At 52.2% G+C, this 24140-nt stretch carries 21 protein-coding genes; 7 read left to right on the top strand and 14 right to left on the bottom strand.

The features are described from left to right. The first annotated feature begins 6 nt into the window (after positions 1 to 6). Positions 7 to 1281: a glucose/galactose MFS transporter gene (gene gluP, locus WG31_RS00245; RefSeq protein ID WP_063353264.1), complete on the top strand. Its 1275-nt coding sequence runs from the start codon at positions 7 to 9 to the stop codon at positions 1279 to 1281. A gap of 12 nt (positions 1282 to 1293) precedes the next feature. Further along, positions 1294 to 2397, top strand: coding sequence for an N-acetylglucosamine-6-phosphate deacetylase (gene nagA, locus WG31_RS00240; protein ID WP_063353263.1), 1104 nt, complete (start codon positions 1294 to 1296; stop codon positions 2395 to 2397). Positions 2398 to 2445: 48 nt separating this feature from the next. On the opposite strand, the gene mdoH is transcribed toward nagA, so the two are convergent. The 3 genes from mdoH to WG31_RS00225 form a co-directional block, all read right to left on the bottom strand. Next, complete coding sequence (gene mdoH / locus WG31_RS00235; RefSeq protein WP_209439353.1) at positions 2446 to 4578, bottom strand: glucans biosynthesis glucosyltransferase MdoH; 2133 nt, start codon at positions 4576 to 4578, stop codon at positions 2446 to 2448. Between the two features lie 2 nt (positions 4579 to 4580). Beyond that, positions 4581 to 6125 carry a glucan biosynthesis protein gene (locus WG31_RS00230; protein WP_063353261.1) on the bottom strand — a complete coding sequence of 515 codons (1545 nt, stop codon included), beginning with the start codon at positions 6123 to 6125 and terminating at the stop codon, positions 4581 to 4583. Positions 6126 to 6191: 66 nt separating this feature from the next. Beyond that, positions 6192 to 6557 carry a winged helix-turn-helix domain-containing protein gene (locus WG31_RS00225; protein ID WP_006116636.1) on the bottom strand — a complete coding sequence of 122 codons (366 nt, stop codon included), beginning with the start codon at positions 6555 to 6557 and terminating at the stop codon, positions 6192 to 6194. Between the two features lie 69 nt (positions 6558 to 6626). Here WG31_RS00225 and WG31_RS00220 point away from each other — a divergent pair, with 69 nt between their 5' ends. Further along, on the top strand, positions 6627 to 7139 hold the full coding sequence (locus WG31_RS00220; protein WP_063353260.1) for a GNAT family N-acetyltransferase: 513 nt from the start codon (positions 6627 to 6629) through the stop codon (positions 7137 to 7139). Between the two features lie 6 nt (positions 7140 to 7145). Here WG31_RS00220 and recA read toward each other — a convergent pair whose 3' ends face one another. Beyond that, positions 7146 to 8171 carry a recombinase RecA gene (recA, locus tag WG31_RS00215; protein WP_269320058.1) on the bottom strand — a complete coding sequence of 342 codons (1026 nt, stop codon included), beginning with the start codon at positions 8169 to 8171 and terminating at the stop codon, positions 7146 to 7148. Positions 8172 to 8432: 261 nt separating this feature from the next. Then, a complete protein-coding gene (locus WG31_RS00210) occupies positions 8433 to 9887 on the bottom strand; it encodes a gamma-glutamyltransferase (protein ID WP_063353259.1) in 1455 nt (484 codons plus the stop codon). A gap of 47 nt (positions 9888 to 9934) precedes the next feature. On the opposite strand from WG31_RS00210, the gene WG31_RS00205 reads away from it, so the two are divergent. Continuing rightward, on the top strand, positions 9935 to 10813 hold the full coding sequence (locus WG31_RS00205; RefSeq protein WP_063353258.1) for a DsbA family protein: 879 nt from the start codon (positions 9935 to 9937) through the stop codon (positions 10811 to 10813). Positions 10814 to 10864: 51 nt separating this feature from the next. Here WG31_RS00205 and hemA read toward each other — a convergent pair whose 3' ends face one another. Together hemA and WG31_RS00195 are read right to left on the bottom strand one after the other, a co-directional pair. Next, entirely contained in the window at positions 10865 to 12172 is a 1308-nt protein-coding gene (gene hemA / locus WG31_RS00200) for a 5-aminolevulinate synthase (protein ID WP_063353257.1), read from the bottom strand. Positions 12173 to 12232: 60 nt separating this feature from the next. Next, positions 12233 to 12709 (bottom strand): hypothetical protein, encoded by a 477-nt coding sequence (locus tag WG31_RS00195; protein WP_035352952.1) that lies wholly within the window; start codon positions 12707 to 12709, stop codon positions 12233 to 12235. 157 nt (positions 12710 to 12866) lie between these two features. Here WG31_RS00195 and WG31_RS00190 point away from each other — a divergent pair, with 157 nt between their 5' ends. From WG31_RS00190 to WG31_RS00180, 3 genes are read left to right on the top strand one after another with little or no spacing between them, the layout of a single operon-like run. Further along, entirely contained in the window at positions 12867 to 14798 is a 1932-nt protein-coding gene (locus WG31_RS00190; protein ID WP_063353256.1) for a transketolase-like TK C-terminal-containing protein, read from the top strand. A 52-nt stretch (positions 14799 to 14850) separates the two neighbouring features. Next, entirely contained in the window at positions 14851 to 15873 is a 1023-nt protein-coding gene (gene gap / locus WG31_RS00185) for a type I glyceraldehyde-3-phosphate dehydrogenase (RefSeq protein WP_006116628.1), read from the top strand. Beyond that, positions 15873 to 17096, top strand: coding sequence for a phosphoglycerate kinase (locus WG31_RS00180; RefSeq protein WP_006116627.1), 1224 nt, complete (start codon positions 15873 to 15875; stop codon positions 17094 to 17096). The genes gap and WG31_RS00180 overlap by 1 nt, the downstream gene beginning before the upstream one ends. 82 nt (positions 17097 to 17178) lie before the next feature. On the opposite strand, the gene WG31_RS00175 is transcribed toward WG31_RS00180, so the two are convergent. The 7 genes from WG31_RS00175 to WG31_RS00145 form a co-directional block, all read right to left on the bottom strand. After that, the gene (locus WG31_RS00175) at positions 17179 to 18060 is read right to left on the bottom strand and encodes a DMT family transporter (protein ID WP_063353255.1); all 882 of its coding nucleotides are present in this window, start codon (positions 18058 to 18060) and stop codon (positions 17179 to 17181) included. A 61-nt stretch (positions 18061 to 18121) separates the two neighbouring features. Next, complete coding sequence (locus WG31_RS00170; RefSeq protein ID WP_063354807.1) at positions 18122 to 18784, bottom strand: protein-tyrosine phosphatase family protein; 663 nt, start codon at positions 18782 to 18784, stop codon at positions 18122 to 18124. 176 nt (positions 18785 to 18960) lie between these two features. Beyond that, positions 18961 to 19743, bottom strand: a complete 783-nt coding sequence (locus tag WG31_RS00165) for a succinate dehydrogenase iron-sulfur subunit (protein ID WP_006116624.1) — start codon at positions 19741 to 19743, stop codon at positions 18961 to 18963. 36 nt (positions 19744 to 19779) lie between these two features. Continuing rightward, on the bottom strand, positions 19780 to 21591 hold the full coding sequence (gene sdhA / locus WG31_RS00160) for a succinate dehydrogenase flavoprotein subunit (protein ID WP_063353254.1): 1812 nt from the start codon (positions 21589 to 21591) through the stop codon (positions 19780 to 19782). A 117-nt stretch (positions 21592 to 21708) separates the two neighbouring features. Beyond that, the gene (sdhD, locus tag WG31_RS00155) at positions 21709 to 22122 is read right to left on the bottom strand and encodes a succinate dehydrogenase, hydrophobic membrane anchor protein (RefSeq protein ID WP_006116622.1); all 414 of its coding nucleotides are present in this window, start codon (positions 22120 to 22122) and stop codon (positions 21709 to 21711) included. 1 nt (position 22123) lies between these two features. Then, the gene (gene sdhC / locus WG31_RS00150) at positions 22124 to 22597 is read right to left on the bottom strand and encodes a succinate dehydrogenase, cytochrome b556 subunit (RefSeq protein WP_006116621.1); all 474 of its coding nucleotides are present in this window, start codon (positions 22595 to 22597) and stop codon (positions 22124 to 22126) included. A gap of 136 nt (positions 22598 to 22733) precedes the next feature. Continuing rightward, positions 22734 to 23756 carry an aspartate-semialdehyde dehydrogenase gene (locus WG31_RS00145; RefSeq protein ID WP_006116620.1) on the bottom strand — a complete coding sequence of 341 codons (1023 nt, stop codon included), beginning with the start codon at positions 23754 to 23756 and terminating at the stop codon, positions 22734 to 22736. Positions 23757 to 24140 lie beyond the last annotated feature (384 nt).

Below are 24140 nucleotides of genomic sequence, written 5' to 3'. Positions count from 1 at the left end.
CCCTGCATGCACAATCGCACCTTCTGGCGCGCTGTTTCCTGCCCGGCCGGGCCTTATGGCTGGCTACCACTTATTCTGATTGCAATATTGTTTTTTATAATCGGCTTTGTAACCTGGCTGAATGGGCCTCTTATATCTTTTGTAAAAATTGCATTTTCCCTTGATGATATAAGCGCATTTTTGATCCCTTTTGTTTTTTATATTTCATATTTTTTATTCGCCATTCCGGCCAGTAAAATTGTAACAAAACAAGGTCTACGACAAAGCCTGATATATGCCTTAAGCATTATGACAGCAGGCATGATTGTTACAGGCCAATTTATGAAAGCATCATCTTACCTTGGTGCATTATGCGGATTTTTAATTCTGGGTAGCGGGTTGGCGCTTCTGCAGGTTGCTATAAACCCTTATATAAGCTTTTTAGGCCCAACTGATCGCGCTGCACAACGTATTGCAATTATGGGTATTTGCAACAAAGTTGGCGGCATTTTAGCTCCTATTGCTTTGGCAGCGTTTGCCATGCCGCATATTGGAGATTTTCCACTTACTTACAATGCACAAAACAATTCGATCTTACAACAACAATTCATTTCTACAATTTACTGGCCTTATATAGGAATGGCTACGCTTTTAGCTCTGACAACTTTGTATATAAAATGTTCAACTCTACCTGATATAAAAATATCTCACCTAAAAAACATAGAAACAAGCGTTCCTACAAATTCAAACCCAACCTTATGCTTTGGTGTTTTGGCCATGTTTCTTTACGTTGGTGTGGAGGTGTTGGCTGGAGATGCTATTGGAACCTATGCATCTGGATTTCATATTCCATTCAGAATATCCAGTCTTTTTACATCAGCCACCCTTGTTTGTATGCTTTGTGGGTATCTGGTTGGGTTAATATGTGTACCACGTCACATCTCTGAAGAGCGTGCACTTCTGCTTTCCTGCCTTACAGGTTTTGCCTTAAGCCTTCTGGCATATATGACTCATGGATACATATCTGTTGCATGCGTAGCGCTGCTGGGCTTCTCAAATTCCATGATATTTCCATCTCTTTTCCCAACCGTTTTAAACTCCACCCACAACAAAACCTCTTTTGTCTCTGCGTTGTTGGTTATGGCATATTGTGGAGGTGGTATTTTACCGCAATGCTTTGTATGGCTAAAATCCATTATAGGGTTTCAGGCAGCATTTTCAGCATTATCCTGCATATGCTATTTTGTAATTTCATTATTTATTTTACGTTTTTCAAAAACACCCCACAACACAAACACCTAATGGTTGGCTGATATGACCGAACTTTCCGGAAATCTTGTGCTTCCAAATACAATTGTAAGCGGAAGTATACATTTTGAAACCAAAATTCAGGATATTACACCTACTCAACATGAAACAGACCGCTATATTCTTCCTGGCTTTATCGACGGACACATCCACGGGGGCGACGGCGCAGATACAATGGATGGTGTAAAAGCCATTCACACCCTTAGCCGGTTTCATGCTCGGCATGGCACGACAACATTATTGCCAACAACCATCACCAGCCCTTGGCCGGATGTTATCAACACATTACATGCTATTGCTGAAGTGACTGGGCAACAAATTCCAGATGGCCCGATGATACATGGCGCGCATCTGGAAGGACCTTTTGTGAGCCCCCATAAACTCGGAGCTCAGCCTCCTTTTAATATCGCCCCAACATCAGACAAGGTTTTAGAGGTTCTTGCTATAAACTGTGTGCGTGTTGTGACACTAGCACCGGAGCTTCCTCATGCACAAACTGCCATGAAAAGTTTTGCCAAAGCTGGCGTGCGTGTCAGCCTGGGTCATACAGTTGCCAGTTATGAACAAGCTCATCAGGCTATTTGTCATATTTGCAAATCTGGTGGTGTGGTTGGCGGCACCCATCTCTTTAACGCTATGCCCCCCATTGAAAGCAGACGCCCCGGCCCAGTTACCGCCTTAATGTGCAGTGACGCCTATGCCGAAATGATTTTTGATACACACCATATCCATCCAGCAACATTTCAACTAGCTCAACGCATTATGCCAAATCGGCTTGTTTTTGTAACCGATGCCATGCGTGCTGCTGGTTTGCCAGATGGGCCAAGCCAACTTGGTGGGCAAGACGTAATTGTAGAAAATGGAACAGCACGCTTGCCAAATGGTAGCCTTGCAGGAAGCGTGCTGACATTAGATGTTGCCCTACGCAATGCCGTAAATACCGGAACATCATTGCACGAAGCAGTAGCACTTTTAACGCGCAACCCAGCAAACTATCTAGGGCTGCATGACCGCGGCATATTAGAGGCCGGAAAACGTGCTGATTTTGTTGTAATGGATTCCAACCTGCATGTGCAGGAAGTATGGGTAAGCGGCCAGCGTATTTATTAAAAAAGACGGGAAGACTTTTTATGTTTCTTCCCGCCTTATACGCAAGATTTACTCTGAAAGTTGCAGAACGCTTTCCACGCCTTTGCGTGTGCCCAGCACTGCAGCTTTTTCTTTTACCGTAAGTTTATGTTCAACCTCAGAAACTGTGTGAGATTCTGAAAGTTTTACCAAACCCACGAGCTGATCCGCATTGATGGGATCTCCCGCTTTACGCTCTGGCGGCAGCATAGCCATATGCGCCTGCGCCAGCCCCACATCTGCCCGCAAAGCCCGCAAAGCATCTTCTGGAAGATCTGGGGTTTCATCACTTTCGCGGTCTTGCTCTACCTTTTTAAGAACATCCGGCATATTGGTTTCTTCTGGCACTAAAAGAAGGCCAGCTTTGCGAAAATCCAAGCCAACATTACGACTGCTGGTAAACGCCACCAGAGGGATGGAAAAAACCAGCCCCAGCAAAACCGGTGTCATCCAGAAGAAAAGAGAGGGAGACACAACCCATGCTCCGGCCCCTAATAGCACACCAAAAATGGTAAAACGCCCATACTGACGGACAATATCCATAAATGGCACACCGCCATCATCTCGCCGCTGTGCATTCCAGCCGGAATCGTGGCCTGTAAGAATGGAGAATACACCGAGTGTTTGAATCAGCATGGCTATTGGTGCAATCAAACCGCCAATCAGCGTTTCCACTAATATGGAACCTGCCGCACGTATGGCACCACCACACCCTTTGCAGTTTTCCCTATCCAGCAACAACGCGATATACGCAAGAAGTTTTGGTGCTAGCAGCACAATCATGGTGCCGATAAACACATACTTCGCCTGCACAGGATCAACATGCGGCCAGTGTGGATAAAGAAGCTTTGTTTCTCCAAAATATTCTGGCCGCTCAAAATGAGCCTGAAGAGAAATTAAAATACCAGTCAACAAAAACACAAGCCACAAAGGCGATGTTACATAAGCCCCGATGCCAACAACCATGTGCATCCGGCTGACCCAATGCAGCCCCTTTGTTGGCAGAACCTTGACGTGCTGCAAATTACCTTGGCACCAACGCCTATCGCGAATGGCAACATCGGTAAGGGAAGGAGGACTTTCCTCGTAAGAGCCATCAAGAGCTGGCACCATATGAATGGCCCAGCCCCCGCGGCGCATTAAGGCAGCTTCTACAAAGTCATGGCTCAGAATATGTCCACCAAAAGGTGGCTTGCCCGGCACATGCGGCATGCCTGCCTGCTCGGCAAAAGCGCGAGTGCGAATAATGGCATTATGGCCCCAGTAATTCCCCTCCGAGCCATGCCACCATGCAATACCGTACGCAATAACAGGCCCGTACACACGGCCCGCAAACTGTTGTAAACGTGCAAAAAGCGTTGTGCCACCAGTAATAACCGGAAGTGTCTGTATAAGGCCCACACCAGGGTTACGCTCCATGGCTGCGGCCATACGCACCAACGTGGCGCCAGACATAACGGAGTCTGCATCCAACGTAACCATGTGGTCATATGCTCCGCCAAAGCGGCGCACCCATTCCCCCAGATTACCAGCCTTACGCTCTACATTATTATGGCGACGACGGTAAAAGATATGATCATATCCGCCAGTTTCTTCACGCAGCGCCAGGAAGGCTGCCTCTTCCTCTACCCATACATCCGGGTTTGTGGTGTCTGAGAGAATAAAGAAATCGAAGGCACCTAATTCCCCCGTTTCCTGCAAACTATCGTAAATAGCTTTCAATCCCGCCATAACACGGCGAGGAGGCTCATTATACGTAGGTAGCAGAACAGCATTCCGCCGTGTAAGCTGCGGCAGCGGGCCAGATTTGCTGATACCTAGCCCAAGGCCACCATGCGCAACCAGAGAACAGAACCCGGCAACAGAAGATGTAAATGCCAGTGCAATCCACATAAATAGAGCAATAAACAACAGCAGCATGATCACACCCAAGGTGGAAACACCTGCTTCATCCATCACTTTATGCGTGCGCCATGCCCCGTAGGCCGTCAGCAACAATGCTGATCCAATAACAGCCAACCGACGCAGCACGATATTCCGCGGAGAGGTAAGAGGCGTGCGGCCACGCCCTGCCATATTGGGTGCAGCATGAAAATCCTGCACCGGCATATCCAACGGAGATTCTGAAGGGAGAGCACGAAACATTTGTGTAGAATCCGGCATGCTTACGGCGTCCATCGGTATAGCCACTGTTCAGACACTGGGCCCGTATCAGTTTCTAGGGCACAACTTAAATCCGCCACCTTGGCATCACCTGGCACAAACTCAAATGTTGTGCGCCAACCGTTAATTTCCGGATTTGGCTCTACAACAACATTACGAATTGTGCCCGCAGATGCTTGCGGAGAAACGTGGAAGTGCGTGTCTTTTGGCAGATGCTCAAAAGGTGCGCCCACAAAATCTATGGCGAAGAAACGAGCGGTCTTATCATCCACCACAGCGCCTACACGTGTGGCACCAATACGCGCCAACGGAGTGGGGAAAGGTGCATCCCATCCCCAGTACATACGATAGGTGAAGCTGTATTCCTTGCCAGCCAGCAAAGGTTCCTTGGGCCGCCAGAAGGCAACAATATTATCGTTTACTTCATTGGGTGTAGGAATTTCCACCAAATCTACCCAGCCGGAACCCCAGTCTCCAATAGGCTCAATCCACAGGGAGGGACGCTTTTCATAATGCAAGGCCAAATCTTCATAATCATGAAAAGAACGTCTGCGCTGCATCAGCCCGAAACCGCGCGGAGAGGTATCAGAAAATGTTGAAAACTGGAGATCAAGCGGGTTACGCAATGGGCGATAAAGCTGTTGATCTGCTCCTGTCCACATTTGCAGAGCTTCGCTATCATGCGCAGCGGGGCGCCAGTCATCAATGTGGTTGCGATCGTTGCCATCAAAATAAAACATGCCCGTAAGGGGCGCGATGCCAGATTGTTCTATCTTGGTGCGTGGGAATAATGTGGACTGCACATCAAACACCGTGCTGTCACCGGGGCGGATGGTAAAACGAAACGCCCCTGTAAGAGATGGGCTATCTAACAACGCATGTATAACAACAGACTGTACGCCCGGCTGAGGTTTTTCCAACCAGAAGGCGCGAAAAAGAGCAAATTCCTCGCCTTTAGGATCACCCGTGCCATCAGCAAAGCCACGTGCAGAAAGCCCATAAATCTGGTCTTTACCTACTGCACGAAAATACGATGCCCCAAGAAAAACACAGAACTCTTCCATTACACCCGGGGTGTTAATGGGGGCACGTAGCCGCAAACCTGCAAAACCCAGATTATCTTCTACCCGCAAAGAAGGATCTGCATATGTAAACAAATCTGGAGAATAAGGAACGGCTGCTGCCTGCCCATTCTGCACTTCGTAAATTTCGATCCGCGGCTTGTATAAAAAACCACGCGGATAAAATTCCACATCAAAACCCAAATTATCGCCAGCCCACAAAGCGCGATCTGGACGGTAGGCAATGCTCCGGAATTGATCAAAATTCAGGTTTGAAAGTGCCTTTGGTAACGTTTGATCTGGCCCCTTGTAAGGTCCATTTGCCAGCCTGCGAGCAATCTGCGCAACTGTGTTATCATCAAATGCACCAGTAGCATTTGCTAGCCCTTCGGCATGTGCCCGCCCAATGGCACCTCCTACCAGCGAAGCCAGGGTAGCACCTGCCCCTGCCTTGATTACATCACGTCGCTGCACATTTGCTGACACGTCTGTCTCCCGCTCTTTTGCTAAATTTTATGGGATGGTTGTTTCATTGTTCTGAATAGACCCATCTCATTCTGGTGAGGTTTTTTGTGGGCACGCAGACAATAAATTTTCCAGTTCCGCTATATCAGAACGAGCAGCCTGTGCTGCCTTATCTGCAATCTGCCGATACAGCGTGACAACAGTTTTACCTGTAAGTGTAAGAAAAGCCCCACCGCCACCGCCGGGCCGCGTGATAACCAGAGGTTCCTTAAAAAGCTGGTTCAGATTATCTACCAACAGCCATGTACGGCGGTAAGACATACCCATGGCGCGCCCCGCCGCTGAAATGGAGCCTGTTTCTTCCAACTTTTCCAGAAGATGTATCTTACCATGCCCCAACGCAGGCTTACCATCTGCATCTAGCCGCAATGTCAGTCTTACTCGTGCCGTCATGCCTACCCACTTTTCCAGTTATCAGCCTTTGAGCTGAATAACTGTATAAGAAAAAAACGGAAATTCTATATGACTCCCAGCGCAGATACCACTTGGCGTTCCATGACACCAGATGATCTTGCCGGTGTTATGACATTAACTGCCCGCGTCCATCCCGATTACATGGAAGATCTGGTTGTTTTTGAAGAACGCCTAAAACTTGCACCTGATGGCTGCTTTTCTCTTTTGCGGGGTAAAGAAGTGCTTGGCTATCTGATAAGCCACCCATGGCAAGGCCTTGTTTCCCCGCCATTAAACACCTTGCTGCATACCCTGCCTCGTAAGGCAGACAGTTGGTATATTCATGATCTTGCCTTATCCCCAACAGTAAGGGGACAAGGGTTTGCGCAACAGGCTTTGCTATTGGCCGAACAGGCTGCGCGCAGGCAAAACCTGCATACTCTTTTACTTACATCTACCTGCCACGCCATTGGCTTTTGGCAGAAAGCGGGCTTTACGAATGCGCCTACCAATAAAGCAGAACAGGCGGTGCTGGCATCTTATGATGCGCAAGCCCGCCTGCTCTATCGCGCTATAAGCTAGAAAACTTTAGTCACCTTCATGGTGTTCTGGTGCCACCATCATAGCCTCAGCAACAACGCCTGCGTGTTCACGCACGCGGCGTTCGATATCCGCAGCCATTTCTGGGTGATCACGCAAGAACTGCTTGGCATTTTCACGCCCCTGCCCAATGCGCTGGCTATCGTATGAAAACCATGAGCCAGATTTTTCAACAACTCCGGCTTTTACGCCAAGATCAATCAGCTCACCAACCTTACTGATGCCTTCGCCGTACATGATATCAAATTCTACCTGACGGAAAGGTGGCGCCATCTTGTTTTTAACAACCTTTACGCGCGTCTGATTACCTGTCACCTCATCCTTGTCCTTGATGGACCCGATGCGGCGAATATCCATACGCACGGAAGAATAGAACTTCAGAGCATTACCACCCGTGGTTGTTTCCGGATTACCAAACATCACACCAATTTTCAGGCGGATCTGGTTCAGGAAAATCATCAGAGTATTGGAGCGTGCCACCGTACCCGTAAGCTTACGCAAAGCCTGGCTCATCAAACGCGCATGAAGGCCAACATGGCTATCGCCCATGTCTCCTTCCAGTTCTGCGCGCGGCACCAGTGCTGCAACACTATCTACCACCAAAACGTCAATAGCGCCGGATCGCACGAGTGTATCTGCAATTTCCAACGCCTGTTCACCCGCATCTGGCTGGCTGATCAGCAGGTTATCTACATCCACGCCCAGCTTTTTGGCATAACCGGGGTCCAACGCATGCTCGGCATCAATAAAAGCACAAGTGCCACCACGCTTTTGTGCTTCTGCAATAGCATGCAGCGCAAGCGTGGTTTTACCAGAGCTTTCTGGCCCGTAAATTTCCACCACACGGCCACGGGGCAACCCACCAATGCCCAGCGCAATATCCAGCCCAAGGGAACCAGTAGGAATAACATCTGCCTCTACCTTGGGCCGCTGCCCCAAGCGCATGACAGAACCTTTGCCAAAAGCACGTTCAATCTGTCCCAGCGCGCCTTCCAGAGCCTTTGCCTTATCCATTTTTACCATTCCCTTCCTGTGGGCCGGACTGTCAGATGTACGTAAGGCCCTTGAATGTGCATAACGCACCATGCACGAAAGATTATGCGTTCAATTCCTGCCATAAAGCCCCTACGGCAGCAACGAATGTACTGGGTAACCGCTTTATGGAAACTTTTTGCTAATGTTGCGATCTCTACCTGTTCCATTAAGAACAAATTGGCAACTTTTCAAGATGGCAGCATAAAATTCATCTGCCATCTTTTAAGATTCTGAAAATTATCAGCTCTTTTTCCCATGATCGGAAGAAAGAGCTAGCCCAAACCCCCTGGGGTCAGTCCAACCAAAGCATTTACTGCCATCCCCCGGCAAACCGGCTGGGCAGGACACAAAATTGGCACGCCCCACACCATTGGTCACCTGTGGGCGACTTCCCGCTATTGCTGCCTGCAAGGCTACGGCTGCCGTATCTGCCGCCACATTCTGCCCAGATGCCGTGGCCGCAGCCTGAAACTGGTTACCCCGGTGCGCAATAGCAACAGGCAGAAGCGGCAAAGGTTTCCGCACGGGGGAAGCCCCCAGCATAATGCCTGTAGACCCAGCAATACGCCCGGTACCAAACAGATTGTTCATGGTGAATGCACAACTTACAGATTCACCCTGCCTATCCGTCACCACAAAAGATGTGGAAGCAGGCAAGGCAGGTAGAACCGAACCAGCAGGAATGTGGCCAGAATTCAGAAGAGCCTGTGCATCTGCAATACTGGTAGCAGCTCCTTTTGCACCCTGCCGCGCACGCCAACCAGATACAGCCGTTTCCGCCCTTACGCGGCCGCCATTTTGCCCCACATTGGAAAGATACGCCGCAGCCATACCAAACCCACCATCTGCAGGTGGCGGCAAGAAGCTGATATCAATGCCATCAACACGCGCTGTAAGCGGCTGTGCTGCCACAGGAATAGCTGCGCGCAAATCCAACGTTGTCAGCCCTGCACCGGCAACACGCGCAGCCTCTGCAAATGTCTGGCCCAGTGCGCCGGCGTAAAGATCGCCCACACCAGCAATACGCATCCGCTCCAGTGCACCCGCCAGACGTGTCTGCACCATCACGTCATCTGCTACCAATACGTTGCCGTTGGCATTGCCAAAAATGGCACGGGTTTTTTCATCTGCCAGCAAAGGTGCCTGTACAGCAGCAAGGTCAGACGCCAACAACCCGCCCACCGGCACACCACGAGAGGCCAGATTACGCGCAGGCAACAACAGATCAGCAAAATCCACACTGCCGTAACGCAGCTGCATTAAATACAGGCCACGCGCCAGCATGGGAGCAGAGGCGGGACGATCCGCCCCGGCGTCATTCAGCCCGGCTCTGGGCAGAAATACAAAGGCCTGCCCAGCGCTTTCACCCGGCTTCCATGCCAGACATGCACCACCACCACCCAAAGAGGCTCGGGAAGGCAGCGTAACAGAAAGGGCCAACCCAAGAGCAGCCGCAGCATCTGCTGCGTTGCCCCCTTTAGCCAGAACATCACGCCCAACCAGAACGGCCTGCGGTTCATCCGCCACAACCTCTCCCACAAATCCTGTTTCCACAGGTTGCGCAATATGACTGCCAGAACTACAGGCTGGCAGAACAGAGGTAAGAGCAAGAGCCAAAGCCCCCGCACGCTTGCGAGAACCAGAAAGCACGGTTTTAAACCGCGTAAAACGGGGGATAATAGAACGGGCGGCCACGCCTTGCTTTCTCCACTACTGGGCCCGTCCGGCGGGCAGTCGTCTGGATGGTATTCCTCTGGATTAACCTGCTTTACGGCGGGCAGCAACAGCCCAACCTTGCCGTAATGACCGCACGTGCCATACCATTCCAGTTTATGGACAAGGACACCATGCAGAATCTGAAATCTTTCTTCCGCCTTACAGTAAGCGCTGGCGCATTGGCCACCGCTCTGTTTTGTGCGGACTCCGCGCCTGTACGTGCAGCAGACAGCAGCTTTACACCAGCCCAGCGTGCCGAAATTGTAAACATCATGCGCAACGCCCTGAAAACCGACCCCACTATTCTGTCGGATGCGATTGCCTCCCTGCAAAACCAAGCTGCAGCGCAGAAAAATGCCTCTGCGCTAGACTTAGTACGCCATAACAAGCCGCTTTTTGGCGGAAGTTCTACTGATGTGGTGCTAGGGAACCCACAGGGCTCCCTGAATGTGGTGGAGTTTTACGATCCACGCTGCCCTTACTGCCGCAAGGTTCTGGATGATCTGGATGCGCTTGTTGCCGCAGAACCAGACTTAAGGCTGGTGGAAAAGGTTATCCCTGTTCTGGGGGCTAATAGCACACTGGATGCGCAGGCCATTATGGCTGCTGGCCTACAGGGCAAGTACATTCCATTCCAAAAAATCCTGATGGCGGATTCTTCTGCCCCCGGCATGGATCGAATCCGGAATGCAGCACATCAGGCAGGACTGGATACAGACAAGCTGGTGAAGGATATGAAAAGCTCAGCCGTTACCACAGCGCTGGCAAAAAATGTTGCTCTGGCCCGCTCCATCAATCTGGAAGGAACGCCCACCTTCATTATTGGGGATCAGGCAATTATTCCCGGTGCAGTTTCTCTGTCTGAACTTAAAACTGCCGTGGATAAGCTGAAAAGCAGCCACTAAACCTGTTATGGCGGGTGCGGGCTTCAACCTCACCCGCCATAATGATTTTTCTTACGCGGCGGAACAAGCTGCCTGGCGTGCGGGCATAATGCCTTCTTCACGCAGGAGCACACTCAGCGCGTTAATCAGATCATCCATCATCTCATCCGTATGGAACGGCCCCGGGGTTAGGCGTAGGCGCTCCGTACCCTGCGGCACAGTTGGATAATTGATGGGTGTTGCGTAATGCCCATATTCCGTCAGCAAGCGGCGGCAGATGCGTTTGCAACGCTCTGCATCTCCAATAGGAATGGGCACAATGTGGCTGGGTGTCATGGTGAATGGCACACCCGCAGCCCGCAGCCGATGGCGGAATGTGTTCACACGTTCAAAAATAGACTCGCGCCGCCAGTTTTCCGCGCGCACCTTGCGCACGCTGGCAAGCGCCCCCGCCACAACCGGTGGCGGCAAAGCTGTAGTGAAAATAAAGCCAGAAGCTGTAGAGCGCAGGAAATCTACAATTTCAGCAGAAGCCGTAATGTAACCGCCATGCACACCAAAGCCCTTGGCCAGTGTGCCTTCGATAATGTCAACCTGATCGGCCACACCATCGCGCTGGGAAACGCCGCCACCTTCCTGACCGTACAGGCCGACAGCATGCACTTCGTCCAGATAAGTCAGTGCATTATATTTACGGGCAAGCGCGCAGGTTCCGGCAATATCGGAAATATCACCGTCCATGGAATAAACGCTCTCAAACGCAATCAGCTTGGGGGCATCTTTTGGCGCAGCAGCCAGTTTTTCTTCCAGATCTTTCAGGTCATTATGTTCATAAATGACTGTCTGAGATCCGCGCGCACCTTTAATGCCCGCAATCATGGACGCATGGTTCAGTCGGTCTGAAAAACAGATCCAACCTGGCATGGATGTCAGAATGGTTTGCAGGCTGGCCTGGTTGGAAACATAGCCAGAAATAAACAGCAGCCCAGCTTCTTTACCATGCAGGGAAGCAAGTTCTGCTTCTAGCTGTGTATGCAGCGGGCTTGTGCCGGCAATATTACGCGTACCGCCTGCGCCAACTCCATGCTCCCGAATAGCGGCGATAGCAGCGTCCTGCACCTCCGGCACAACGCCCATGCCCAGATAGTCATTAGTTGACCATACAATAACTTCACGCCCTTGCGGCAGATCGCGCACAGCCTCTTCATACAGAGGAAACCGCTCTGCCTGACGCGCTAATGGCGTAAAGGTTCTGTAACGCCCCTGATGTTTGATCTGATCTAGCGCCTCATGGCAGTGATCATAAAAAGGATGGCGGGCGTTTTTTATCGCTCCCACGCTAACTTTCTCCTCGCTTCTCGTCAGAAACGGTCGGGGCATGGCGCGTACCCATCGGCCGTCTGGCCTGTGTGTTCACACGTTTGTGTATATAGTGCTGCTTTACCGCACATACACCCGCACAACCGGTTTCGTCACGGAAGAATCCGGCATAGCGGACATTTCCACCTGCGCCTCTGATGCTCCAGCATTAATCATTTCCTGCAACACAGCACGGCCATCACCCTGCACCAAGTTCATCAAGGAAGATTGTTCCGCATCTGCATTGGCCTGTGGCGGCACAAGACATCTGACAACAAACAGAACATCAGGTTTGCGGCTAAGGGCAAGGCGCGTAATCTGATCAACTGGAGCTTCCCATTGCGATGCAGGGGTGCCGGCAGCCAGTTCAATCAATGGCGGCACAGGTGGCGGCCCCGGTGGCGGTGGCGGAATATATGGCTTGGGTGCCACGCCTGCGTTTGGGTTGAAGGTTTTTTGATCAACCAGCTTGCAGCCTGTCATGCCAACCAGCACGCACCCCGCAACAACGACACGGAGAAAAGACCCTTTTTCTGTAACTCGGGAAACGGGCAGCATAACAGGACAGTTCTCCACCAGAACGTATAATGGCAATTCAACATGGCTTTACGGGGCCATTTTTATTTCTTTCGCGCTGTCCTGCACCGGGTGCAAGCCCTTTGGGCCTTTTCATACCCTTTTCAGCAGCAAAAATTCGTTCCACACTCTCTTTCCAATGGCACAGGCCACACTCATAGAGCATCCATTTACTTCCCCTGTAGCAACCCTACCTGCGCAGGATACCGTTGTGCTGCGCCTATGTGCAGCAGCCCGTGTACTGCTTGGTAAAACCAGAAATTCTGCGCATCTGGCGTTGCTGCAAACACTTTGCCTGCCTGTTACGGCACTGTGGTGCCGCATGCTGCGTTTTGATCCAACACACCCCGATTGGCCCGACCGAGACAGGTTTGTTGTGCCTTCCGCTACCTTGCATCCTTTATTGCAGGCCATGTTGCACCTTAGCGGCACTTATACGTTTTCCGAGTCCCCTTTGGAATACGGCGTCCACCCGGGCGTAGAAACCGCCCCCGGCCCTGCTGGGCAAGGCATTGCAGCCGCAGCTGGTATGGCACTTGCAGAACACCTGCTGGCAAAGCGCTATGGACGCTCATTGGTAAACCACCGCACATGGGTGCTTGCGCGTGATGGAGATTTGGCAACAGGTGTTGCCATGGAAGCCGCGCAGCTTGCCGGACGTTTTGGGCTGACCCAACTTGCCGTTCTGGTTAGCCCCACACCGGGAGCAGATAGAACCGAGTTTTCAAACTCTTTGGCACGTTTCAGCGCATCTGGGTGGAGCATCCGCAAAGTGGACGCATCACAATTAAGCGCCATCAACGGTGCTTTAGCTGCCACCATGCGCGCTAAAAAACCAACGCTTATTGCTTGCATGCCGCCTGAAAGCCCACAAACCTTTCACCCCCAACCCAGCCTATCTCCAGAAGAAGAACTGACCGGCCCTTGGAGCCCAACTGCCAGACGCGGCGCCACAACATACCGTTCTTGGCTAAAACGGCTGGCCAGACACCGCCAACGCACCGCCTTTGAGCGTGAAACGACCAATACATTCCCCTGCCTGTTGATGGAGGACTGGAACCGGCTTTGCCGCCGTGCCATGCAACTCACACATCAGGCCTCCACCCAGCAGGCGGCCATTACCAGCCTGCATACGCTTTCCGCTCTTTTACCAGAACTGACAGTCTTAACAGCTACCTCTGCGTTGCCGCGCACATCTGCCGCAGCGCACATCCAACCAGACTGGCCATGTAATATTCAGGAACATGGCATGGCCGGAATGTTAAATGGCATGTCCTTGCATGGTGGTATTTTGCCCTGTGGCATTGCCAGCATGATTACGGTGGACCGTATGCGGGCGGCACTCCGCATGGCCGCACTGATGCGCCAGAAAATTATCTACCTTTTAACAGATGATGGGCTGGCTCTCAGCCATGATGGGGCAAGCTGGCAACCAGTAGAACAACTTGCCAGCCTACGCGCCATGCCTCATTTGGCCGTTTTTCGGCCAGCAAACGCACAGGAAGCATTTGCTTGCTGGAAGGCGGCCATCCGTTGGCAATCTGGCCCTGCTGTTATCATGCTCTGCCCTACCCCGCCCGAACATTCCTATGCAGTGCCCATGCAGGGGTCTGCTGCCCGTGGGGGATATATTTTGCATGGCAGTAGCTCGCGGCACGTTACCCTTATAGCCTCCGGCCCAGAGGTAAGTATTGCACTGGAAACAGAACAGCTTTTGCGGCAACACGGCGTACAGGCTGCTGTGGTTTCCATTCCCTGTTGGGAAGTCTTTTCCAATCAACCCGAAGCTTACAAAACAACCATTCTGGGCACGGATGTGCTGCGTGTGGGGATTGAAGCTGCATCGGGGTTCGGATGGGAACGCTGGCTGGGTAGCCAAGGATTTTTCGTTGGTATGGATGATTTTGGCGTATCCGCACCTGCCAACGCGGTGTATGAACGTTTTGGCATTACTGCCGGAGCGATTTGTGCGCGGGTTTTAAAACACTTGCGCGCATCCGGCGCCATAGAAGAAAGGTTCCTTCAGGCGTCATCACCTACCTCCCGTCGGCAAGAGCGGGAGCCGTTGTAACAATAAGAAGATCGCACAAGATCACAGAACGACAGAACGGAGAAAGAAAACCATGGCAGTCAAAATCGCTATCAATGGCTTCGGACGCATCGGCCGCCTTGTGCTGCGCGGCATTATTGAGAGCGGACGCACCGATGTTGTGCCGGTAGCTATCAATGATCTGGGCAGCGTAGAAGCCAATGCCCATCTGCTAAGCTATGACAGCGTACATGGTCGCCTGCCTGCTGATATTCGGGTGGATGGCAACAAAATTATTGTCACCGCCAACGGCCGCACATGGGACCCCATTACCGTTTCTGCGGAACGTGATCCCTCCAAAGTGCCTTTCCAGGGCGTTGATGTGGCCATGGAATGCACAGGCCTGTTCACCTCCAAGGAAAAAGCCCAGCCTCTGCTTACGGCTGGCGCCCGCAAGGTTATTGTTTCCGCACCCGCGACGGATGTAGATGCCACCATTGTTTACGGCGTGAACCAGGATGTGCTGACACCGGACATGACCGTGATCTCCAACGCATCCTGCACCACCAACTGTCTGGCCCCAGTGGCCAAGGTGCTGGAAGATGCCTTTGGGATTGAACGTGGCTATATGGTTACCATCCATTCCTACACAGGTGACCAGCGCACAGTGGACACCCTGCACAAGGATCTGCGCCGCGCCCGCGCTGCTGGCCTGAATATGATCCCGACTTCCACTGGTGCAGCCCGCGCTGTTGGGTTGGTTCTGCCGCAGCTTAAAGGCAAGCTGGATGGCACCGCCATTCGTGTTCCCACCGCCAATGTTTCCATCGTTTCTCTGGACTTTGTGCCCAAAAACGCGCCAACTTCGGTTGAAGATGTCAACAATGCCATCAAGGCCGTTGTAGACTCCGGCAAGATGAAAAACGCTCTGGCTTATTCTGATGCACCGCTTGTCAGCTCTGATTTCAACCATGCGCTGGCATCTTCAACATTCGATGCAACTCAGACAGCATTGGTAGATGGCGGCAAGCTTGTTCGTGTCTGCGCTTGGTACGATAATGAATGGGGCTTCTCCAACCGCATGTCTGATACAGCCGCCCTGTTCGGGAGCCTGTAATGGCGGAACTTCCCTTCAGCACGCTGGATACGCTTGACCCCAAGGGCAAACGTATTCTGCTGCGTGTAGACCTGAACGTCCCCATGAAAGACGGGAAGGTAACGGACGAAACACGTATTGAACGTGTTGTGCCCACCATTCGTGAACTGGCTGAAAAAGGCGGGCGAGTTATCCTGCTCAGCCATTTTGACCGGCCAAAAGGCAAGGTGGTGCCGGATATGTCGCTCCAGCCCATAGCTACGGCTCTGGCTACAGCTTTGGGGCGGCCCGTCAGCTTTGCGCATGATTGCATCGGCCCAGATGCAGAGGCTGCTGCGCGCTCCATGCAGGATGGAGACATCCTGCTGCTGGAAAACACGCGCTTCCAGCCGGGTGAAGAAAAGAACGATGCAGGCTTGTCCGCTGCCCTCGCCAGTCTGGGCGATGTGTATGTGAATGATGCCTTTTCCGCCGCCCATCGGGCACATGCTTCTACTGCTGGTGTTGCAGCCCATCTGCCATCTTATGGTGGCCGGTTGATGCAGGCGGAACTGGAAGCCCTGTATGCTGCGCTGGAAAATCCGGAGCGGCCCGTAGGGGCTATTGTGGGCGGCGCAAAAATTTCCACCAAACTTCAGCTACTTGAAAACATGCTGGCTAAGGTGGACATGCTGGCTATTGGCGGCGCTATGGCCAACACGTTTCTGGCCGCCAAGGGCCTACAGGTTGGCAAATCCCTAATCGAGAAAGACATGCTGGATACAGCACGTACGATTATGGAACAGGCCCAAGCCAAAAAATGCGATCTCATTCTTCCCGTAGATGTCGTAATTTCGGAAGATTTCATTGCAGGAGCCCCCACACAGGTTGTGCCCGCAACGGCTATTCCTGATGGCTGGATGGCGCTGGACGTTGGCCCAGAAACAGTAAAGCTGCTGCAAAGCAAGCTTGCAGGCCTAAAAACGCTGGTCTGGAATGGGCCTTTGGGCGTGTTTGAGCTGCCACCGTTTGATGAAGGCACCAATGCTGTAGCTCAGGCTGCTGCCCAGCTCACGCAGGAAGGCAAACTGAAAACCGTAGCCGGTGGTGGGGATACTGTTTCCGCCCTCCGCCATGCGGGTGTGCTGCATAAGATGTCTTATGTTTCCACCGCAGGTGGGGCTTTTCTGGAATGGCTGGAAGGCAAGATCCTACCCGGCCTAACGGCTATCAGCACCACACTGGAAAAAACCCTGCCAATCTAAGGCAAAGTTTTAGAACATAACTTTGTTTTAAAACTTATTCTTGCAAAACCACTTCAGATTTTAATGTCTGAAGTGGTTTTTTTTATGCCTTCACTTGCGGGCGCGGGTGGCCATACATCTGCATTAGCCCAACGCCTGCCATCACAATGCACCCACCAATAAGAGTGCGCACATTTGGCACTTCTCTCACCAATACAAATGCCAGCAGAAGCGTTGTGGGAGAGAGTAAATACAACAGCCCAGAAGAACGGGTGACCCCCACCTGCCCCACCACATGCGCCCAAGCGCCATACCCCAAAATAGATGGAAATATGCCCAACACCCCAACCAATGCCCAAGCCTGCCAACCATTATGCGTGCTTATGGCGCTAGGGAGCCACGGCAAAAGCAGGCCAGCACCAATCAGCAAAATATAGGCTGTGGTCACTAACGCTCCATAGCGCGTTACTAAAGGCCGTTGGAGCAGATAGTAGGTTGCAGAGCATAAAGCTGCTGCCAGCATAACCGTAGTGCCAGAACCAAAACCAAGGCCACCGGGCTGCCCACTGCCAATAATCACCACACCAGTAAAACTGGTAAGAGAACCTAACCAGCCCCATAGTGTCAGACGTTCATTTAAAAACAGAACGGCGGCAATAGCGGCTAAAAAAGGAGCTGTATTCAATAATAGACTGGCCGCACCGGCAGAAACTGTCTGCTCCCCTGTATTAAAAAGGATATTGTAAAGCGCAATGCCAATGCCGCCACATGCCAAAAAGCGTGGAAGATCCTTTAGCCGTGGCAACTGTGGGCGCTTTACACACAACCAGCATACAACAAGGCACGCAGCCACCATATAACGTGCGGCAGCTAACGAAACAGGTGCAAAAAAAGGCAGTGCTAGCCGCACAACAGGATACGCACAGGCCCATGAAAGCAGTGCAGCAACAACGGCCAGAACAGGCACAGGTTTATGAGGAACCATGTGATATCATGGCCTTATCATCAAAAAGGATTGTGGAAGCCGTAATTTTTTTTTGCAGCGCTTATTCGCGCCGCAAAACCTGATCTGTCAGAAAAGAAGATAGCTTATTTGCTACAAACTCTTCTTTTAAAGCGTGCTCATCATATTCATTCCGCACCCACTCAAGAAAAGGCATGCGGCCTTCTCCTTCTGCCTGATAGTGCAGAAAAAAAGCATCCAAAATACCTGTACGAGAGCTACGGAAGTGTCCGTATTTCCAAGAAAGTTCCTTAAGCGCCTGCTGGGCAGATCCGCCCTCAAACAGCACCACCAAGCCAGATGCCAAGCCGGCGCGGTCTGCGCCCGATTTACAATGCATCAGTATTGGAAAATCTAGCTTTTGGTACATATCTGCAAACCGCAGAATTCTGTCCTTATGGGGGGCGCCACGGCTTTCAAACGCCATATCTACATGGTGCAAACCAAGACCGCGTGCAGCATTGCGGGAAAGAGCATCAGACCCGCATTTTCTATGCCCACGTAAATTCACCAGCGTGCGCAAGCCCAACCGCCCCATGGCCCTTTTCAAACGCGCAGGAGTGGGGTGGTTACACCGATATACTTTGCCAGGAATAACTGCGTGGAAGTTGGTCCACATCAAGCGGAAAATAGCGTGATCTACAAACAGGCTGTCAGTCCAGGCCCGCGCGCGGCCAGATGATGAAGAAAGATGGCCGTCAAACACAAAAAACCTCACTACCAAACAGATCGTCTTCTAGCAGGTTTCATGTTCCACCTTCCTTTGCTGCCGTCAATGCAGAAGGCGCGGAAGAAGGTATATCGCTGCTTACGTTACAAAAAACCCGGCAAGGCAAAGCCATACCGGGTTTTTTACGTCTATGTTTCTGGAAAAACGAAAAATCAGACTTTCCGTTCCAGTTGCAGTTCCTTAATGCGCCCAATGGCCTTGGCTGGGTTCAGACCCTTCGGGCATGTCTGGGTGCAGTTCATGATGGTGCGGCACGCATACAGTTTGAAGGTATCTTCCAACCCGTCCAAACGGTCGCCCGTATGTTCATCGCGGCTATCGGCAATCCAGCGATAAGCAGCCAGAAGAACGGCTGGGCCTAAATACTTGTCACCATTCCACCAATAGGATGGGCAAGAGGTTGTGCAGCAGAAGCACAGAATGCATTCCCACATCCCATCCAGCTTGGCGCGTTCCTCAATGCTCTGCTTCCGTTCGGAATCCGGCGGAGGGGCGCTATCTGCCTGCATCCAAGGCTGGATGGAACGCAACTGCGCATAAGCACCATCCAGATTGGAAACCAGATCTTTTACAATTGGCATATGCGGCAGCGGATAGATGCGCACATCGCCCTTGATATCCTTGATGGGCTTAAGGCACGCAAGCGTGTTTTCCCCATCAATATTCATGGCGCAGGACCCACAAATCCCTTCACGGCAGGAACGCCGGAATGTCAGCGTAGGATCTACTTCGTTCTTGATATGGATGATGGCATCCAGCACCATTGGCCCGATGGTATCCAGATCAAGTTCATAGCTATCAATAACCGGGTTTTTATCATCATCCGGAGTCCAACGGTAAATCCGGAATGTTCTAACGTTTTTTGCACCGGCTGGTGCGGGAAAGGTTTTACCTTTCCCGATCGTGCTGTTGCGCGGCAGTCTGAGTTCAACCATGTTCGCCTCCCTTTATCGCCCGTTCGTTCCGATAACTCAGTAAACGCGCTTTTTGGGTGGGAAGACCTGCACATCATCGGTCAGGGTCTTCATATGCACCGGACGGTAGGTTAGCTTCACGCCACCTTTATCATCCAGCCACGATACGGAATGCTTGAGCCATTCCTTGTCATCACGGTTAGGATAATCATCCCGCGCGTGCGCCCCACGGCTTTCATGCCGCGCAAGGCCACTTTCCAGCGTGACAGTAGCGTTCGCCAGCAGGTTTTCAAACTCCAGCGCTTCCATCAGATCGCTGTTCCAGATCAGAGAGGAATCTGCCACAGAGATATCGCTCACGCCGTTCCAGATATCGCGAATCTTGTCCACGCCTTCCTGTAGGCTTTCTTGCGTACGGAACACAGCAGCATGTGTTTGCATATCACGCTGTAAACGCTCACGCAGGGCAGAAACCTTGGTGCCACCCTTGGCATAACGCAGACGATCCAGCCGATCCAGCGCAGCTTCACCCGCACCGGCAGGCAGCGGACGGGTAAAGTCTGTTGGTTTTACCACTTCCGCAGCACGACGAGAGGCAGCACGGCCAAATACGATAAGATCGAGCAGAGAGTTTGTGCCCAGACGGTTTGCACCATGCACGGAAACACAGGCTGCTTCACCCACGGCCATCAGCCCCGGCACAACGGCATCCGGGTTATCTGGGGTCGGGCGCACCACTTCACCATGAATATTGGTGGGGATACCACCCATATTATAATGCACGGTTGGCAGAACCGGCACAGGTTCCTTGGTAACATCCACACCCGCAAAAATACGTGCCGTTTCAATAATACCCGGCAGACGCTGGTGCAGAAGATCAGAGCCAAGATGCTCAAGGTGCATCATAATGTGATCTTTTTTCGGGCCACAGCCACGGCCTTCCTTGATCTCAATCGTCATGGCGCGGGAAACCACATCACGCGATGCCAGATCTTTGGCCGTTGGCGCATAACGCTCCATAAAGCGTTCGCCTTCGGAATTGGTTAGATAACCACCTTCACCACGGCAACCTTCCGTCAGCAGGCAGCCTGCCGGGTAGATACCAGTGGGGTGGAACTGCACAAATTCCATATCCTGCGTTGGAATGCCCGCACGCATGGCCATACCGTTACCATCACCCGTACAGGTATGGGCAGAGGTACAGGACTGGTACGCACGACCATAGCCGCCAGTGGCCAGCACAACCATCTTGGCGTTAAAGCGATGGATTGTGCCATCATCCTGGCACCAAGCCATTACGCCACGGCATTCACCTTCCTCATCCATGATAAGGTCGATGGCAAAATATTCGACAAAAAATTCAACATTGTGCTTCAGGCACTGCTGATACAGCGTATGCAAAATGGCGTGGCCGGTACGGTCGGCAGCAGCGCAAGCACGTGGCACAGGGGCCTTGCCGTAATCGCTCATATGCCCGCCGAAGGGGCGCTGATAAATCTTGCCATCTTCCGTGCGGGAGAACGGCACACCAAAGTGCTCCAGCTCGCGCACAGCAGGCACGGCCTCACGGCACATAAACTCAATTGCGTCCTGATCGCCCAGCCAGTCAGACCCCTTTACGGTGTCATACATATGCCAGCGCCAGTTATCTTCGGCCATATTCCCCAGAGAAGCCCCGATGCCCCCCTGAGCAGCCACAGTATGGCTACGTGTTGGAAAAACCTTGGTAACACATGCAGTGCTTAGCCCTGCTGCGCCCATTCCCAACGTTGCACGCAGGCCCGAACCACCTGCTCCCACAACCACAACATCATAAGCGTGATCAACAATTCGGTAAGCTCCCCGTGACGGAGAGGTATTGGCGTTCATCGTGACGGCGCTCCCATTGCGTTCGGCCTGTCAGTCTTTTCAGGTTCGTGTCACAGCGCTTCAGGCTTTGGGGCGCTGGCGACACAGGCTCTTGATTCTATAAGGCGGTGGCCCAGCTTATTTGGCGTTACTGCCGCGCACAAACAGCTTGATAACGGCAATTACGCCCAGCAACCCCAACAGGGAGGTGCCAATTTTAACAAGCAGGCGGGCTGGCAAATGTGCCTTGCCATGCACGTAATCATCCACAATCACCTGAAGCCCAAGCTGGGCATGGTAAAAGGTGGTGATGATCAGGGCGATCAGCATGGTGGCATTTACGGGCTTACCGCCCCATTTCACCACTTCTGCATGATCTGCGCCGCCCAGGCGGAACATTTGCACCACAAACCACGTTGAAAGCGGAAGCAGGGAAGCCGCCGTTACACGCTCGGCCCACCAGTGGCCCACACCGGAATGCCCGGCCCCAAGCCCGCGTGCCCGCCCAAGCTGGGAGCGCATGACTTCAATATGAGGAGCAGAAGCATTCATGTCAGGATACCTTTCCTGCTTTGGCGCGGCTGCGTTTGCGACAAATGGAAACAGCCAAAAGGCCAGCTGCCAAAACAGTGCTGACACCAGCGGTAACACCCACGGCTACCGGGCCATCCTTGTTAACTTCCTTTTTGTCATACCGGTAACCGCTATCCCAGATCAGATGGCGGATACCGCCAACAGTGTGGTAAATAACAGATGCCAGCCAGCCAACTAACACAAGCTGCCCAAGCGGGTTGCCCGTAACCTTACGCGCTGTGGCAAAGGCTTTTGGCCCTTTGGCCGCAGCCCCAAGCCAGAACACACCCAGTGTTGCACCTGCTGTTGCGATAACGCCCGTAATACGGTTCATAATGGAAAGAACCATGGAAAGGCGATAACGGTAGACCTGTAAATGCGGCGACATGGGCCGCTGAATAAGTCTGCCGTCACTTCGGCTCCCTACATAGAGGGCCTTACGGATATCCTGCATTGTCTGCCTCGTACCCCGTCTCTATCCCGTAGCGCCGGCTGGATCCGGCGTTTGCATCGTTTTTGTCCTACGCCCCACCCCTCTGGCCGGTCAATTGAACAGACCAACACGAGGCCGAGAGGGGCGGGATTCTCACTCAACCGTGTCTGGGCAGGAGATCGAGAGCAATCATGGTTTCGGCAATCTGCACCGCGTTCAAAGCCGCACCTTTCCGCAGATTATCGGACACGCACCAGAACGCGAGGCCATTGGGAACCGTCGGATCGACACGAAGGCGTGAAACGTAGGTTGCGTCTTCCCCCACCGAGTCAATCGGAGTCACGTAGCCACCATCTTCGCGCTTATCCAGCACCACAACACCTTCTGCTTCACGCAGGGCTTCATAGGCGCGCTTGATATCAACGGGCTCTTCAAACTCAGCCACAACAGCTTCAGAATGGCCAATAAACACAGGCACACGCACGCAGGTGGCAATAACTTCTACATCCGGGTCGAGAATTTTCTTGGTCTCGACTCGCATCTTCCATTCTTCCTTGGTCGCACCATCATCCATGAAACGGTCGATCTGCGGGATGCAGTTGAAGGCGATCTGCTTCTGAAACTGTTCAATCTTGGGCGGATCATTCACAAAGGTGCCACGCGTCTGGGCGAACAGCTCATCCATGCCATCCTTACCTGCGCCAGAAACAGCCTGATAGGTGGACACCACAACCCGCTTGAGAGTGAACAGATCATGCAGGGGCTTCAGTGCCACCACCATCTGAATGGTAGAGCAGTTGGGGTTGGCAATAATGTTGCGCTTGATCTGCTTAAGGGCGTTGGGGTTTACTTCTGGCACCACCAACGGCACATCCGGATCCATACGGAAGTGAGAGGTGTTATCGATCACCACACATCCGGCTTTGGCGGCAATGGGTGCATATTTTGCAGACACAGACCCACCGGGAGAAAACAGGCCAACATCCCAACCGGTAAAATCAAATGTTTCAAGGTTCTGCACTTTCAGAACCCGATCTCCAAACGAAACTTCCCGCCCGGTAGAACGGGGTGAGGCCAGCGCTACAATTTCATCCACCGGAAATTCCCGCTCAGCCAGTGTTTTGAGGATTTCACGCCCCACGGCTCCAGTCGCGCCTACAACAGCAACCCGATATCCCATAATCCACCTGCTTTTGATCTTGTATATATGTCGGCCATATATATGGCCTGATGGCGGCAGACCCTAGACCATTACGCAACCAAATGGAATTGCCCGCCATGGGCATCTGCCCCAGTGATTATACGCCCCGCAGCTTTTTCTGCCCCAAAAACCTTGATACCCGCCCGACACAGAAACCCGATGCCGTGGTTAACCGTTTAAGCGCACGACATACGGAACACGGGATGTGCCAGCATTAAACAAAAATACAACAAATTATTTGAACACTATGACCACGTTTTTGATACACATCATTGCAGCACCCCTACGCGCCGTAGTGTCATAATTTTCGTGCCTCAGGCAGGATGCAAAACCTGTTCTGACCTTTGCCCAACTTTTACAACA

It is taken from the genome of Acetobacter oryzifermentans (assembly GCF_001628715.1).
Classification (GTDB): Bacteria; Pseudomonadota; Alphaproteobacteria; order Acetobacterales; family Acetobacteraceae; genus Acetobacter; species Acetobacter oryzifermentans.
This window is presented reverse-complemented; position numbering and strand designations above follow the sequence as displayed.

Excerpts from the sequence above, each read along its gene's own strand:
- gluP (WP_063353264.1), top strand. The coding sequence starts at position 7 with ATGCACAATCGCACCTTCTGGCGCGCTGTTTCCTGCCCGGCCGGGCCT.
- nagA (WP_063353263.1), top strand. The coding sequence starts at position 1,294 with ATGACCGAACTTTCCGGAAATCTTGTGCTTCCAAATACAATTGTAAGC.
- mdoH (WP_209439353.1), bottom strand. The coding sequence starts at position 4,578 with ATGCCGGATTCTACACAAATGTTTCGTGCTCTCCCTTCAGAATCTCCG.
- WG31_RS00225 (WP_006116636.1), bottom strand. The coding sequence starts at position 6,557 with ATGACGGCACGAGTAAGACTGACATTGCGGCTAGATGCAGATGGTAAG.
- WG31_RS00220 (WP_063353260.1), top strand. The coding sequence starts at position 6,627 with ATGACTCCCAGCGCAGATACCACTTGGCGTTCCATGACACCAGATGAT.
- recA (WP_269320058.1), bottom strand. The coding sequence starts at position 8,171 with ATGGATAAGGCAAAGGCTCTGGAAGGCGCGCTGGGACAGATTGAACGT.
- WG31_RS00205 (WP_063353258.1), top strand. The coding sequence starts at position 9,935 with ATGGTATTCCTCTGGATTAACCTGCTTTACGGCGGGCAGCAACAGCCC.
- hemA (WP_063353257.1), bottom strand. The coding sequence starts at position 12,172 with ATGCCCCGACCGTTTCTGACGAGAAGCGAGGAGAAAGTTAGCGTGGGA.
- WG31_RS00195 (WP_035352952.1), bottom strand. The coding sequence starts at position 12,709 with ATGCTGCCCGTTTCCCGAGTTACAGAAAAAGGGTCTTTTCTCCGTGTC.
- WG31_RS00190 (WP_063353256.1), top strand. The coding sequence starts at position 12,867 with ATGGCACAGGCCACACTCATAGAGCATCCATTTACTTCCCCTGTAGCA.
- gap (WP_006116628.1), top strand. The coding sequence starts at position 14,851 with ATGGCAGTCAAAATCGCTATCAATGGCTTCGGACGCATCGGCCGCCTT.
- WG31_RS00180 (WP_006116627.1), top strand. The coding sequence starts at position 15,873 with ATGGCGGAACTTCCCTTCAGCACGCTGGATACGCTTGACCCCAAGGGC.
- WG31_RS00175 (WP_063353255.1), bottom strand. The coding sequence starts at position 18,060 with ATGGTTCCTCATAAACCTGTGCCTGTTCTGGCCGTTGTTGCTGCACTG.
- WG31_RS00165 (WP_006116624.1), bottom strand. The coding sequence starts at position 19,743 with ATGGTTGAACTCAGACTGCCGCGCAACAGCACGATCGGGAAAGGTAAA.
- sdhA (WP_063353254.1), bottom strand. The coding sequence starts at position 21,591 with ATGAACGCCAATACCTCTCCGTCACGGGGAGCTTACCGAATTGTTGAT.
- sdhD (WP_006116622.1), bottom strand. The coding sequence starts at position 22,122 with ATGAATGCTTCTGCTCCTCATATTGAAGTCATGCGCTCCCAGCTTGGG.
- sdhC (WP_006116621.1), bottom strand. The coding sequence starts at position 22,597 with ATGCAGGATATCCGTAAGGCCCTCTATGTAGGGAGCCGAAGTGACGGC.
- WG31_RS00145 (WP_006116620.1), bottom strand. The coding sequence starts at position 23,756 with ATGGGATATCGGGTTGCTGTTGTAGGCGCGACTGGAGCCGTGGGGCGT.